General features: G+C 58.5%; 11 protein-coding genes and 1 pseudogene. 5 read left to right on the top strand and 7 right to left on the bottom strand.

Going from position 1 to position 13,856, the window contains the following annotated elements:
- Positions 1-234: 234 nt before the first annotated feature.
- Positions 235-468 carry a hypothetical protein gene (locus tag CQ12_RS21730; protein ID WP_057837351.1) on the top strand — a complete coding sequence of 78 codons (234 nt, stop codon included), beginning with the start codon at positions 235-237 and terminating at the stop codon, positions 466-468.
- Positions 469-711: 243 nt separating this feature from the next.
- On the opposite strand, the gene CQ12_RS21725 is transcribed toward CQ12_RS21730, so the two are convergent.
- Positions 712-1,896: a cytochrome P450 gene (locus CQ12_RS21725; RefSeq protein WP_057837350.1), complete on the bottom strand. Its 1,185-nt coding sequence runs from the start codon at positions 1,894-1,896 to the stop codon at positions 712-714.
- A 1,181-nt stretch (positions 1,897-3,077) separates the two neighbouring features.
- The gene (locus CQ12_RS21715) at positions 3,078-3,314 is read right to left on the bottom strand and encodes a hypothetical protein (protein ID WP_057837348.1); all 237 of its coding nucleotides are present in this window, start codon (positions 3,312-3,314) and stop codon (positions 3,078-3,080) included.
- Positions 3,315-4,422: 1,108 nt separating this feature from the next.
- Between CQ12_RS21715 and CQ12_RS47465 the strand changes: the two genes are divergently transcribed.
- Positions 4,423-5,115, top strand: a complete 693-nt coding sequence (locus CQ12_RS47465; protein ID WP_083519414.1) for a septal ring lytic transglycosylase RlpA family protein — start codon at positions 4,423-4,425, stop codon at positions 5,113-5,115.
- A 619-nt stretch (positions 5,116-5,734) separates the two neighbouring features.
- The gene (locus CQ12_RS21710) at positions 5,735-6,823 is read left to right on the top strand and encodes a glycosyltransferase family 4 protein (RefSeq protein ID WP_057837347.1); all 1,089 of its coding nucleotides are present in this window, start codon (positions 5,735-5,737) and stop codon (positions 6,821-6,823) included.
- A gap of 828 nt (positions 6,824-7,651) precedes the next feature.
- Here the strand turns inward: CQ12_RS21710 and CQ12_RS21705 are convergent.
- The 4 genes from CQ12_RS21705 to CQ12_RS44005 form a co-directional block, all read right to left on the bottom strand.
- On the bottom strand, positions 7,652-7,909 hold the full coding sequence (locus CQ12_RS21705) for a hypothetical protein (protein ID WP_057837346.1): 258 nt from the start codon (positions 7,907-7,909) through the stop codon (positions 7,652-7,654).
- A gap of 597 nt (positions 7,910-8,506) precedes the next feature.
- Positions 8,507-8,722: a hypothetical protein gene (locus tag CQ12_RS21700; protein ID WP_057837345.1), complete on the bottom strand. Its 216-nt coding sequence runs from the start codon at positions 8,720-8,722 to the stop codon at positions 8,507-8,509.
- Positions 8,723-9,732: 1,010 nt separating this feature from the next.
- Positions 9,733-9,957 carry a hypothetical protein gene (locus tag CQ12_RS21695; protein WP_057837344.1) on the bottom strand — a complete coding sequence of 75 codons (225 nt, stop codon included), beginning with the start codon at positions 9,955-9,957 and terminating at the stop codon, positions 9,733-9,735.
- 2 nt (positions 9,958-9,959) lie between these two features.
- Positions 9,960-10,232: a hypothetical protein gene (locus CQ12_RS44005; RefSeq protein ID WP_157088381.1), complete on the bottom strand. Its 273-nt coding sequence runs from the start codon at positions 10,230-10,232 to the stop codon at positions 9,960-9,962.
- Positions 10,233-10,496: 264 nt separating this feature from the next.
- On the opposite strand from CQ12_RS44005, the gene CQ12_RS21690 reads away from it, so the two are divergent.
- A complete protein-coding gene (locus CQ12_RS21690; protein ID WP_245310067.1) occupies positions 10,497-10,832 on the top strand; it encodes a GrlR family regulatory protein in 336 nt (111 codons plus the stop codon).
- A gap of 511 nt (positions 10,833-11,343) precedes the next feature.
- Here the strand turns inward: CQ12_RS21690 and CQ12_RS46490 are convergent.
- Positions 11,344-11,613 (bottom strand): annotated as a pseudogene (locus CQ12_RS46490) (DNA -binding domain-containing protein); the annotation flags it as partial.
- Between the two features lie 1,378 nt (positions 11,614-12,991).
- Between CQ12_RS46490 and CQ12_RS21675 the strand changes: the two are divergent.
- On the top strand, positions 12,992-13,856 hold an 865-nt coding region (locus CQ12_RS21675; RefSeq protein WP_157088380.1), incomplete at its 3' end, for a LuxR C-terminal-related transcriptional regulator.

Genomic DNA, 13,856 nt, shown 5'->3' with positions numbered 1-13,856 from the left:
GCCACTGACGCGGTTCGCCGCAATCTCCCTCAGGTTGATCTCCGTCGTGTAAAGGCGGAGCGCGAACTTCGTTCCGAGGAGATCGCTAAGGCCGGACTACAGTACCGGGAAGTGAAACTTGCCGCGAAGGGTCGCCGTGCGGAACCTCAGTAGGCAAGACAGCTTAGCTTGTGTCCCTTGCGGACATGCTGCCCATGGGCCCGTCGCAGGTCGTCTTCATGCGGCGGGCCTTCAATGAGCGATTTTAACGCCAAAGAGATGGAAATCTTCGACGAGTCGCTCGACATCGCCTTGAGCGTCCTCCTCCGTAACCAAGAACTGAGAAGCTTCGATGAAGCCACCCATTTCCTCGCGAAAGAAATCGCCGAGCAGATGTGCCAGGGTGAGAGAAACGTACTCCTCCTCTCGAACTTCGCACTGGATGCCTACCGGCTCAAGCCCAATGTATATGCGCGTCTCGTTCAGTAATCGGTCCCGACCCGCCCCCTCCGCTATCTGGACTCCGAACCGTGGTCGTTCCGCCGACGCCCGCGCATGACTTCAGCTTCGGGTCAAAAGCGGCGGCGAGCGCGAGCCTTCGTCCCATCTACCCTAGAGAGCCGACGCAACTCGTCGGCAAGCTGCTTAAGGCAAGCTGCTTAAAGGAAATTGCGGACGATCTTCGGCAGCGGATTAGGGCAAAATAAAACCCGCCATTCCCTCGCGCCGTTCCTATTGCAGTAGAAGCGGCAGGTTGAGCGGGCCGCGGAAACCGAATCCGTGCCAGCGCACGCTGGCGGGATCAGGCAAGGTCATGTTGGGGAAGCGCTCGAACAGCATCGGTATCAGGATGTCGCCGACAGTTCGCCGTGACAGGTGCGCGCCCGCGCAATGATGCGGGCCGTTGCCAAAGGCCTGGTGAGGATTGGGCTGGCGAAGCGCGTTGTAGTTCTCGCCATCTTCGAAGACGTCCTCGTCTCGGTTGGCGGAGGCCTGGATCGTCATCACGGTGTCGCCCTTCGGGATGAAGTAGCCGCGAATCTCGGTGTCCTCCATGACGAGCCGTGAACTCGCCTGGATCGGCGCCACCCACCGGATCCCTTCCTCGAAGGCGGCGCGCCATCTGCCGTCTGCGCGCACAGCGTCGAGCTGATCTGGATTGTTGAGCAGGCCGTAGAGGATCGTCAGCAGCGCGTCGCGCGGCTCGTTAATGCCGCCGCCGATCGCAATTTTTACATTGGCGATCATCTGGCTTTCTAGAATAGGAGTCTTCGCGTTCACCATGAAGGAGAGCGCTGAGGAATCCGGCTCGGCCCGCACGCGTTCGGCGTTGGCGCGGATACATTTGTCCATTTCCGCATTGGCGATGTCGGTCGCTTGGAAAGGATCCGGCGTCCAGCCGAAATTGCCGGCGCCGTCGATCAGCGTCTGCGACCACCGCTGCATGTTCTCATCGCTCGCGTCCGGAATGCCCATCGCATGCGCCAGCATCCGCGCGGCGAGCGGTCCCGCGAGGGCGGGAAAAAGATCGACAACCTCGCCGCGCGGGAGCCGGTCGAGATAAGCCGCCGCCAGTTTCGCATACAGCGGCGCCCATACGGATTCGATCGTCTTCGGCATCAGGGCCGGCATCATCGCCATGCGTTCGGTCCGATGCTCGTCGTGGTCCTTGCGCATCAGTGTATGCGCGAGAAAGGCGCGCTTCATGGGCGTGTTCGGATCGTTGGAGCTGAACAACGCCGCGTTGTCCTTCACGTATTTGGTGTCGGCGGCCTTGGTGAGGAACGTGCGGCCCACCGACTTGACGCGCAATACGGGCGCTTCGCGCCTCAGGCGCCTGTAGATCGGATAGGGATCGCGCGTGAGGTCCGCGATCGTGATCGTCTCGTCAAGGGGGCTCACGGCGGCAGTCGACATAACGGGAGGTCCTGCTGATCAGGCGTCAGTATGAGCCAAGGCGGGGCAAGCGCAATGGGGCAGACGCGAAACAGCGCAACCCCGGTGTCCGCCGCACCGGCTGGCGCAATGCCGGCACGCTCCTCCTCGCGCCGGAGCCGAATGCGAAGAATTCAGGACAAAGTTCCTGATCATAGCGGGAAAATCCGCAATCGACAGCGTACGATTGCTCCAGCACGTCCGCGCTCGAAGAGAAGGCTCAAACCGCAACCCGCAGGTGGTCAGCTTCGGGTCAAAAGCCGATATCGGGAACAACCGGTTCAAGTCGGCTTTGCCCTCAGCAATGGACATCAGGAAGCTTAGGGCAAAAAGGAAGGCCCCCGAAGATTATCTCTCCGGGGGCCTCTTGGATCGCCATGATTGGGTACATCCGCCAATCCAACGATGCTCCTCTAAACATCTCGCCCCGCAATCGTGATCTGTATGTGGCAGCGATGCGTCACTCTCGTGATCTTTGCCAGGCGCGTTCACGCAGCGACATTGATGGCGGCGCTTGCTGTGTTAACGCCAGAGCCGCCAACCCACCCACCGGGTTGACTTCCGGCAACCGGCCGAATGCAAACGCTGACGCCTGTGAAGCTTATATGTTCCTAAAGGATAAAAATGACGGCCTCCGTGAGGCCTTCAGTTTGACGGATTACTTCATGAGTGCCGGGTGCATCGGCACATGAGCCGCAACACATTCGCGGAGAGTGCAGTCATGTTGTCGACCAGCTGCGTCACCGCCAGTTCGAGCTTGAGGTCGCCGCCTTGATCAAGGGGGTTGACCGACTGCACCATCATTTCATGCGGCTTGCCGATGAGCTTGAGCGGGCAAGGAAGCAGGCTGGCGCATCCTGAGCGTTCATTTGGACGCGACCTACCGTGCGTCTCGCTCTTCCAACAGGTGGGCCAAGTGACCCTCCAAAATGTGCAGAGATGCCTCAAACGCCCTAAGTAACTCTTGCCCTTTGGGACCGGCGTCGCCATCGGCAACGCGCCGCCGTTGCCGCTCCACAATCCGGCGACACACATGACCGGCCGCCGTAGCGATCTTGTCCTTCAGGCTCCTCATGCCGCAGATGTTAGCTCGCCCGCACTTCATCGAGTGCATGTCGAAAAAGGACGAGGCTATGTATTCAAATGCTACCTAAGCGAAATCATCACCTAAACTCATCGATCAGCGCCTTCCAGCCGAGCGCATCGCTCTGCATCAGCAGCAGAACGCCAAGCGCTGCGAAATGGTGTGGCAATTCGCAATCTGGACGGGCATTCATATTGTTGACGAATGAGGCGACCGCGCTTCTGAGATCGCCTCGGTTGAGATAATCGAAGGCTCGTTGCTTACACCGCTCGACGTATTTGTCGCGCGGAACATCGGCAATAACGGAACGATCCATTTATTGGCTCCTAGCCGACCAGACGTGTTTTTGGACTGGTCTCAGTAAGAGCATCGAAATGAAACGGATTTGCCCTGTCGGTTCGAAAAGTGACAAACAGATGCTTTTTCAGTCGCGGTGTGAGGATTAAGACACAGACGCGCGCAAAGCTGGGCCGAGAAGGGTCGGGCGATCCAGCGCTTCGGGCGCGCGACACGCTGAATGGGGACCACCGGGGCCGCGCAAAGACGCATGCAGCGGGGCTCGGACTGATGCACTCAATAATGAAGGCTCACGCCGGCACGCCGTGCGATTTAGGTTCATCGCTTTCCGTGCTGACAAGAGCGCAGCTCTCGCATCTGAACAGCCTGCATTCCGCGTGATCGCCCAAGAACTTCATAGGCTGCAAGCAAAGCTCGCATGCCATCACGGGCATGCTGCGTTCTCTGAAGAAAAATTTCATTTTCCGAGGTCCTCGCGCCGTCAGCATAGAGATTTGCGTTCCGGTTCAGCCAGAAACTGCGTTCGACAGAAGTGCGTGCGCGCCAATTTTGTCTTCATAGGTGCCGGCATCAACCTTTAACGATCTCCCGTGTCACCAAATTCGAGAGCTGCCTGGCGAATTTCGCCAGGCACAACGTATGAAACCACCTCGTCACCCTCTGCCTGCAAACCTTCAAGTTCGCCAGCTGGACTCTCAGCGAATTGCAGCCGCCAATATTCAGTGATTGCGGCGCGGCCAACTACTGTCGCCCGACCGTTGCAGCCTTCCAGCGCAGCGCCCTCAGAGTACAAGCCTGCTATCGAAAGACGCTTGTGCGGTAACCGTCCAACCAATCAATCGCGGCGGCCATCGGGTCAAAGGAACCCATCTGTCCTACCTACTGCCATGAACGGAGCAGGTTAGGGCCAGTCTACTGAATGTGAGCTGAACAACTTGTTCAAAATGGTCTCAGCACTGAGACCTGGCTAGCTTGCAAGTGCGGACTCGTTCGAGGCTTGGAGGCTCCTCGAACAAGTCCGCAACCGCCGCCGCTGCCCTGCAACCAAAACTACCAACTGAACCGTTGGCGTCTGCACGTTATCCGACACTGGGCTAATATCCCCAGCACTGTGACACGGCGGCCTCATGGCCGACGGGCAAGGTCACTTTTGCTCATTGTGCCTTTGTCGCCGTGCCCAGCTTTGTATCGGTATCTTCTCACCGCTCGTCACCGCGACGATCGTCCGTGCTCGGGGAACACAGCCTCATCAATCTGCATTGTTCATAGTCGTTAGTTTGTTCTTGAGGCCTGTCATGCGTCTGCTTCATTTTGGAATCCTCGCGATTGCTGCAGTCCCGGCCTGGTTGGGCGTACAAATAAATTCTGCTGCAGCACAATCCTTCGACGATAGATGGTCCATCATCCCAAAGGCCCACGCAGAACCAGCTCCCGAGCCGCCCAACGAGAGCAAGCAAACTCTCCAAGAGCAACCTTCGACAGGGCGAGAGCAGACAAGCCGTCGCTCGTCAGGTCGCTCGGCATCTCGATCTTTCAACCGCGCGTTTACCGGGAAAGCCTCTTACTACTCATACTCGAAGAGGAAAACGGCCAGCGGCTCCTTGTTCAACCGAGATGCGCTGACTGCTGCGCACCGCAGCTTGCCGTTCGGTACAAGAGTTCGCGTGATCGAACAGACGAACTACAAATCCGTAGTCGTTCGTATCACCGACCGGGGACCTTGGGTTCGAGGCCGCGTCCTCGATCTTTCGCTTGGTGCTGCACGCAGCTTGGGAATTACAGACCGTGGCGTGGCCCAGGTTCGCGCGGAGGTGCTATAGCTGGTCTCCTATTCGAACAGCCAAGCACAACACAATGCGAGCTCCCGCGATAGGGTGACAGGACACGGCGTTGGCTACTGTCGTCTTTCCGGAACATTGAAGAGTTGACTGATGTCAGGCTCCTCAAGCGCGTCAGCACTGATAGCATCATGGAATCAAGACCGAACATATCGGGCGCGCCTAAACGTTGTGTTGCGCTCAGCAGACTAAGCGTGCGGTTTAACCTGATCCGGACGCCGCCACGGGGTTGCTTGGTGGCAAACCAATGCCGGCCAAAGAGGACCGACACGACGGCCACAGGCTCTCCAAGAGACCCGAGAGCCGCTGATTCGGGAGGTGCGGCATTTGGTCGAGTTGGATACAATGAAGCGCCGCAAGCGCGACGAGATCAGGACGATCACCGCTGCAGGGTTGGAGCGCGTGGAAGCGTTGCACGGTGACACTCGGGGTCGTTGAGCAATTGCTTGTCCTCCTTGTCAGCACCATTCGGTGGTCTCCAATGCTTGCGGCACCGTCTGGCCCTCAATCCGGGAAAGATCGGCAACCAGGTTGGAACCCTCGGTATGTCTTCTTGGTTCTCGCATGGACCACCAGGAAGCAAAGGTTCGGACCAGCTGTCATGCGGATTGCCCAGATCGCGCCGTTGGCCGAAAGCGTTCCTCCTAAGCTTTACGGCGGGACAGAGAGGGTGATCGCCTGGCTGGTCGACGAGCTCGTTAGCCAGGGCCACGAGGTGACCTTGTTCGCCAGTGGAGACTCCCACACGCGCGGAGAGCTGCATCCAGTCTGGCCTCGCGGACTCCGCCTCGGCAGACCCGCCGCCGATCCGGCAGTCGCGTGCACCGCTCTGCTCGAGGCGATCGCGCAGCGGGTCGAAGATTTCGACGTCGTACACTCGCACATCGATTGGCTGCATCTACCGCTGCTCAGCCGCCTCGGCGTGCCCTTCCTCACAACGATGCACGGGCGGCTCGATCTGCCTGGGCTGGCCGATGTGGTCCGTCAGTTTTCCGACGCCCCTTTCGTCTCGATATCCGACAATCAACGCCTGCCTCTGGCCAGGGCGAATTGGCGCGCTACCGTCCATCATGGTCTTCCCGCCGACCTGTTCCGCCCTTCGTACGGAGCAGGGTCCTATCTTGCCTTCCTGGGCCGCCTCAACGCAGAGAAAGGACCTGAAAGCGCAATCCGCATCGCGCGCGCCGCCGGGATGCAGCTTCGCATCGCGGCCAAGCTGCCTCGTAGCGAAAGGCGTTATTTCAAGGAGCGGCTCGAACCACAAATCGACGGCACGCAGATCAGGCTCATCGGCGAAGTGAATGACGCGGCGAAGCAGCCGTTTTTGGCGGGAGCCGCTGCGCTGCTCTTTCCCATCGATTGGCCCGAACCGTTTGGCCTAGTCATGATCGAAGCGATGGCCTGTGGCACTCCCGTCATCGCGTTTCGCTCCGGCTCTGTCCCCGAAGTGATAGATGAAGGCGTCACCGGTTTTGTGGTCGATGACGAAGAGCAGGCCGTTCAAGCCGTGAAGCGGCTCGACGAACTGGATCGCGGTCGCGTGCGTGAGGGCTTCGAGAAGCGCTTCACTGCAGGGCGAATGGCCGCAGATTACGTCTCGCATTACCAATCGATTGTAAGCGGCGGATCCGCCGAATACCGCAGACAAGGGTTGCTTGCGGGTGAAGAGAGTGCCGCCTCTGCCACCTGACGCGTCCGCGGATGAAGGCCGAGTCGCTCGCTCGGAAGCCCGGCATCACAACCGCAAAGGTGCACTCCGGCACCGGGGAGGAGGTCGCCAACGAGGACGTTGGCAATGGGCATGCACTCGCATGAGACTGTGTATATTCGCCTACCAGGTTCTGCCCACGCATGCGCGGTCGAGCATAGTCGGGCGGAATCGAACTTGGGGACTATCCGGTCGCCGGCGGCGACCTTCAGAACCTCTCATGTGGACTTGACCATCCTCCGGGTCGCCAGGATGGCGACAAGCCTGAGGGGCCGCCGATGCGTTATCTATTGTGCGCCCAAGAAATCGAGGGTACGCGCGTGCGGCATAAGATCGGCGGTCCTCGTCACGCATAGAGCGGTCGCACCCAGAGCAGCAGCAACGCCGAGGCGATAATGGCGGGGTAAATGCGATCCCATGGGCGTCTCTTGGGAATGGCCATGCGCTTTTTAAGCTGCCGGCGGCGGCCAATGCCCCGGCCAGCTGTCATAACTGGGGCCGGTAGTCCGCGCCGCGCTTAATGCCCACCTTGCGCATCAACTACCGCTTTGGCGGTTACGGGGGCGCCAGTGGGCGCGCGCTACTGACCGAAAAGCGATCTCCAGCAAACTTGAAGCCCGGCGTCGTTCGGGGCTTTTGTTGGTGCGCCATGTCCTGTCGCTGTCGCGCGTCGATGAACCGCAGGGTTTTCCGTTCAGTGCGTCGGTGGTGAATCATGCGCGGGGCACCGGCTCTATAGCGCGCTCAGCGCGGCGTCGACAAAAACCGACAAAGCCATGCAGTCGCGCTCAATGGCGATGCATTGTCCCATCACGCTGGGCGGATCAGGTGCGCGAGCATGTCGGTGCAGGCCATCTCGACCTCAGCAAGCGTCGTAAAGGGTGAGCCGCCGATCTTTATGGCGCATCGGCTTTGATGGATCGGACGCCAAGAGGCCAAATAGCCCGGGCGTCCGCGGAGGCCGGGACCGCTGCGAGTTTCAAAGCTGATCACGAAGGAGAAGCCGTTGCTCGTCGCGGTCCATATATGCAGGTCCTCGATAGGACCGCTGATGCGGTTGAACGGCATGGTAATCCCACATGAGCTCCCGTCAGGAGGAAACAGCACTTCCCTGATTCGGAAAACGCAGTTCGGCTGACCTAACGGGTGCTTGCCTCAGTAAAGAGTGGCTCCAGCCGGGGGCAGAGAGCTGCTTCATCAACCAGGAGCAGGGATGGCACGAGAGAACGAGAGACCGGTGAGACCGCTTGGATTTGCGCAGTTGGCTTGCGATTGATCGAGATCAACGATTGAATCAAAGCGGCAGGCAAAACAAATGAGGCTTGCCCGGTGCGCTCAATGCAAAAATGGCCCATCAATTGGGAAGTTGTGTTCTGGCTTCTATGTGCGGCCGGTCTGGCATTGGCAATGTGGCAATACGGCCAAATCGGCAGCGACGTTATGGATTGATTGCCCTTGGCGCACGGGACGGCTAACGCGATCAATTAAGGGGGTGAGTCTGAAAGCTTGGGCCTCCCGGATCGCGAGCGGCGGCGCATGCGAATAGCCGCAGTTGCGGGAATTTTTTTCGGGTCAGGTTCGATGGCGGCGCGGGAACTGTAGCGCCGCCCGTTCTGTACGCGTCAAACCGACCTTCGCGCAGTAGGAGCCGCGCAGGCAGACCGATCACTGAGCGGAGCCGATGGATTCTCGGTCCGCTTGCGTGGACGGCTCCAAAAATTGGAGATCGGCCGGACTGACCGCCAGGTTGTAGGAACGTTCGCCCAGTTGCACGAACACTCGGCGTTCGGTTATGCCGGTAATCACCCCACCGACGGGAGGACACCCAATCGGCTGATACATAACCGAGCGACCGACATCTGCTTGCTTCGGAACCACCATTGGGCGACTCCCTGATTCGTATGGGAACGAAAGCACGGTCGCTGCGGCGAATATACTACTCTTTGTGCCAAGCCCTTTCGGGTGTGGCCGAAAGGGTAATTGGGTCGGCGAGACTGCTATGCGACGCGGAGGCCAGTGCGGCCGGGTTCGTTCGGGTGTCGGAGGCGGCCTCCCGGGTACCGCTCGGCGGCCGGGGCAAAGCTTGGGTAATCCTTCCGCATGATGGCACATGGCTACAAGGTACTAGCGACGTCCTCGAAAGCGCAATCCGCGAGGTCGGCTTTGACGTGCGAGTGGTCCCTAATCAGGGAGCCGGCGCCGCCAAGGCGCTAATTGAGGCTGCTCGCCGACTTTTCCCGCACCTTCTTCGACGCGGACACAACAGAAGCTGAGCGACTGAAATACTGTGTAACGTTCAGAGAAGAGTTGAAGGCACTTCGTCCATCAGCGCGCGGCCTTCGGTAGCTATCGGTGATAAGAACGCTCGGTAGCGCTCCCCTTCCTCTAACGGAATGGAGCAGCATCATCCGGTACTGCGCCGCTAGACCGAGCTATAGCAAACGATGAAGCGGTTTAGGAACGGAGGTTTATAGCCTTTGTTTTAAAACTCGCGATATAGGGGATGGCTTCGCAGTATGGCGATCATTGAACTTTGGTCGATCACACGGTTTTGCCACTTTATCCCGGCATGATGATTCGGCGCTCGAAAGAGCGCACGCTAAGGACGGCTCTGGCGCACTTAAGCCCCCAGCCCCGCGCCAGAGCCGTTTCATCAAGTCGCTTTCTCGCTTACGGATGGGAAAGTCCGCTTCCGGCATGCAGCGATCTCGCTTTGCGATCGTCCAGGAAGTCATCACCGCAGCAGCGGTAGTCGTGCTTGTGCTGTACGTGGTGTTCGGATCGCCCAACTAGCGATCGATGCCAGACCAGGGCGTGGGCTCATCATTAGCGCGTAGCCAGCCATAACCGTCGGCCTCGCACCGGCCTCCTGTTTGCGGCGTCGTACGCACTCAATACTTCGTCGCGTCGGCAACGACCGTATTCTCGATCTCCGCGAGAGCCATAACTAGCGAAAACTCACTGATCGAAAAAGTTTTGTCGCCGTCGTTGATCGAGATGTCCGTGACCCTCCCAACGACCTGCCACTCGACGGCGCGTTCGAACGCTTCCTTCGCTGTTGCGAGGGTGGCCGTGAAGAACTGATCGTCCCTGCGAGCCTTCACGAGAAACGGCATGGCTAATTCGTAACCGACAGCATGATGCCGCTAGGACGTTTCCTTTTGTCGGCCCGGTTTAAGGTGAGGGTTTGGCGCGCCTTGCAGCGCGTGCGCCGCGGTTGTGGCAATTCCTGTCGCTCGGCGACAATCAATCTGATCATTTTCAGCCCTCCAAAGGTTCGGCGGTTGTTCGCCGCCCGATGGGGTTCGGAATTATGTTTCCAGACCTTGATCCACATCAAAGGAATGGTCGCGAGCCCCAATGGCGTTCGCGTCTCGTAGCGGGCGAACACGGGCACGATGGCGGAAGCGATTTGGTCGCCCTAAGCGCCTGTCGTGGGCACGCCTTGTTCGAGTTGTTTTCTCAGGCGGCGCGATGATGCGATTACAGTATTCCCGTACTTTTACGGTGTCAGATCGGGATCAGCGACCACATCGAGGGTTTTTTCTGATACGAGCGACACCGTGCGACTTCGTTCGGGGCTTGATGGCGAGCGGCCTTCAGTGACAATCTGCGGATGTCGGCTACGATTTTCAGTGGCCGCGCGGAAGCAATCATGATTAAGAACGGGCTTTATTCGTTGAATGCCACTTCCCGCGACGGTGCGGAGGGTGAAGTGGGCGGAATCCTGATGCTGCGCGACGGCCAGTTGTATGGCGGCGACGCCTACGTCTATTACACAGGGAGCTATGAGTGCTCTTCTGGAAACTGGCAGGGTAGAATAACCAGTCAAGAACATACCCCGACCACGCGACCGATGGCGGCCAAGGTCCAACATATCGGATTTCTTGGCACCTACAACGATACTGGTGCCAGGGTCGATGCAATGGCGCTCGTTGGCGAGCAAAGTATTCGATACGATGCCACGCTGCGCTTGCTGGTTGCCGTTTAGCTTCAGCGCGCACGGCATCCCAGCGGTTAGTATGGCCAGACGAAACAGCACAGCGACATGCGGCGCAAATCGGACGAGCCCTATAACGTCGGCTACTTCGCGCGCAAACACAAAACTTGAGCCGGCCCGTGACTAATGCGGAAGATTGGCCGCGAATTGCGATAAACTAACGAAGCGGCTGCAAGCGTTTTTGTCTCCATGGACGTAATGACGCGCAGCGCCTTGACACAAGCAGATCAACCTTAGCCGGTCCGCTTATCGACGGGAGTATTTCTGTCGCCGGCACAGATCGGAAAAATCATCAAAAAGCAATCTGCGCAAGTCGAGCAAGATCGTTCCGGGTGATGCGTGCGAATGATCGGTGAATCTCCCATTGGCTAACGATAAAAGCTTGCTCGATTTGATGAATGGCGGAAATGAAGGTATTGCTAACATGATCGGATCGGACCTTTAGCGAGAGGGGCGACTGCTTTTGGGATCGATGCGCTTTCGGCTGCCCCCAAAGAGGTTGGGCACCACCACGCAGCAGGTCCCGGTAACCATGCTCTGCGATCCATTTTGCCCGCGATAAATGACTGTCGAACGCCCTTCGCGCGCGATCAGCGTCATCCCTCGGATCAAGATGGAGAACTATTCGCGCAACTTCGCGCCAGTCAGCTCCTTTCGCATCCGCGTCGAGCGGCCGCAGATACGCGATGACATGCTCTTCGTCGTAGACGGTCAATACTGGATCGGAGGGCGCGGTATCGGCGACATCGGGATCGAGCGAAGGGTTCTGCATTGGCTTTATCTCAACTAGTTGCCTGATCGAGAACTCTGCACTGGGCTCGGGGCATATTGACGACACGTAGCGGCGAAGTCCGCTGTACCCGGGCGCGTCAGAATAATCGACAACTAGTCGGCATCTCGCTCGCCCCTGCGCTGCCCCTGTTCAGCACGATCAGCGATCTTCTCATATTCCTCAGCAACGCGCAGCATTCGCCGAACCTGTCTGACATCGTAGTATCTCTTCGCCTTCGCGCGCGTCGCTTCTGCGCGATCTCGCCAGTACTTCGGTTCTTTGATTGGGTCACGCATGCAGCGGATAAATCAACACCCAGTACGGCGTTCCTAAACATGTGTGTCGCGCCAAACACCTGTAACTCACAGATTGTTAGTAATTAGAACAAGGTGGTGAGGCTTCTATCCGAACGCATAGCGAAGCGAGGCGGCGATGCTAGCCGCGAACAGGCTTGCCAGTGCTACCAGCGTCCAATCCGGTCGAGCCGTTCGAGAGGCTAGGGAGACCACCGCTTTCTCGAAGTTTGCCATGCTAATTGCAATAACCCTCAGATCGATCCCAGAATGACTCAATTCCGACGTCGATCGAAAGTTGCCACTTTTTCCCGGAGCAGTTTCCAGCGCGGAACCAGCGCGATGTCGGGGTTTCGTTGACATGCCAATTTCCTTAATCGCCTGCGCAGCAATCGGCTGCAACCGGCGATAAAGGGCATCGGGTTATTTCCGCTTTAGTCGAAGCCAAGGGGCTCGTGGCGGGAACAAGTGGCAATTGACCTGCGTTACCGATGGATCTTTGCTACGCTGACTCTGATGGTCATGTCGACGGCGGCTGTAGTGGTGGCTGGCCACGCCGCAGGCAGCGTCCATGGTGAATATCACAGATTGGCAGACCTTAATGAATAGTTTGCCGGAATGGAGGATGCAGGCTGCGAGCGCGATACTTATGGTCGGGTTCTCAACGACCATCTGGGCAGCAGGGCAGCGCTTCACGGTGTTTGGAACCAGCCTGCGAATATTTTGGACCGATTTCGACACGTCTGCAAGTTCGCCTAGAGGAGCTCAGCCAGCAAGATTCCTAGGGACAAATGTGAATAGCTTCGCGTAAAAATGGGATAGCAGCATGAACTATCGTGTTCGTGCGATGCTGTAGTCATTGGCGCAATCCTTGCGGCTCTGATTGGTGCGGCCATCCTAGGCCGGACTTCTCCAACGAACGCTAGCGCGGCGCAGCCAAGCGCGGACCTGGCGAGTGAGCGCGGATCCTATGGAGCTGTCGAGACGGGCCGATCCGCCCCCATCGTCCAAAAAGGTGCCTGCACATGCTCTATTACCACGAATTAGGAACGCGATCGGTCGAACGGAGTTAAGTCATCGGAACGATGAGCCATCTCATTGTGTTGCGAGGCCGAACGAAGAAGCCCATGCGTCGAGTTCGACTGGTGATAGCAGATCGACGTCCCATTGTTCTGCAGGGTTTTGTATCGCTATTCGAAGCCCAGCCCGATTTCGAAGTGGTTGCGTGCTGTCTCGATGGAGCTAATTGCCTTGCATCCATTCGCAGATTGACGCCCGACGTGGTGCTACTGGAGGACGGGTTCACCGATGTAACCGCTTCCGACATACTCGCCGTCATGGACGACGAAGGCCTTTCCTCCCGGCTGGTGTTCTTCACTGCTACTGTCGCCTGCGGCGATCTTGCCAGGGCAATAGCGACCGGTGCTTGCGGCGCGATTTCGATGAGCGCGAAACCGGAAGCGCTGGTGCAGTCCCTGAGGCTGGAAAAGCCGGGGTCCGACCGGGCGAGGGTCGGGAACCAAGCCAATGGAACTGCCTCGTTCGGCAATAACGTTCTGGCTGTTCTGACCGTCAACGAGCGGACGATCATGGATCTCGTCGCCGAAGGCTTGTCAGACAGTGAGATTGCTCGGGTGCTCGGTGTGTCCCCGGACATCGTCAGGATTCACCTCGATCACGCGCGACAGAAGCTCGGAATCAGCAGCCGGACGGAGCTCTCTGCGCTTGCCCTCTCGCGCCGTTGCGGGGCGATGAGTATCGTGGCAGCTGCGATCCTGGCTGCGTTGGAGGATACAGTCGACGCCAGTGACACCGCGATCGAAAGTTTCACGCTCATGGCCGCAAAGGGCTCTGCGGAAGTCGTCACCATCAAAATCAGCCGCAAAGAAACAGTTACAGGTGGCAACCCGGCCAGAGTCGCGAGCAAGGATCGCGGCGGCACCGGCACTT

This window comes from Bradyrhizobium jicamae, assembly GCF_001440395.1.
GTDB classification, from domain to species: Bacteria; Pseudomonadota; Alphaproteobacteria; order Rhizobiales; family Xanthobacteraceae; genus Bradyrhizobium; species Bradyrhizobium jicamae.
This window is presented reverse-complemented; position numbering and strand designations above follow the sequence as displayed.

Bases quoted from the DNA above. Each gene is read 5' to 3' on its own strand.
- CQ12_RS21730 (WP_057837351.1), top strand. From the start codon at position 235: ATGAGCGATTTTAACGCCAAAGAGATGGAAATCTTCGACGAGTCGCTC.
- CQ12_RS21725 (WP_057837350.1), bottom strand. From the start codon at position 1,896: ATGTCGACTGCCGCCGTGAGCCCCCTTGACGAGACGATCACGATCGCG.
- CQ12_RS21715 (WP_057837348.1), bottom strand. From the start codon at position 3,314: ATGGATCGTTCCGTTATTGCCGATGTTCCGCGCGACAAATACGTCGAG.
- CQ12_RS47465 (WP_083519414.1), top strand. From the start codon at position 4,423: ATGGCCGACGGGCAAGGTCACTTTTGCTCATTGTGCCTTTGTCGCCGT.
- CQ12_RS21710 (WP_057837347.1), top strand. From the start codon at position 5,735: ATGCGGATTGCCCAGATCGCGCCGTTGGCCGAAAGCGTTCCTCCTAAG.
- CQ12_RS21705 (WP_057837346.1), bottom strand. From the start codon at position 7,909: ATGCCGTTCAACCGCATCAGCGGTCCTATCGAGGACCTGCATATATGG.
- CQ12_RS21700 (WP_057837345.1), bottom strand. From the start codon at position 8,722: ATGGTGGTTCCGAAGCAAGCAGATGTCGGTCGCTCGGTTATGTATCAG.
- CQ12_RS21695 (WP_057837344.1), bottom strand. From the start codon at position 9,957: ATGCCGTTTCTCGTGAAGGCTCGCAGGGACGATCAGTTCTTCACGGCC.
- CQ12_RS21690 (WP_245310067.1), top strand. From the start codon at position 10,497: ATGATTAAGAACGGGCTTTATTCGTTGAATGCCACTTCCCGCGACGGT.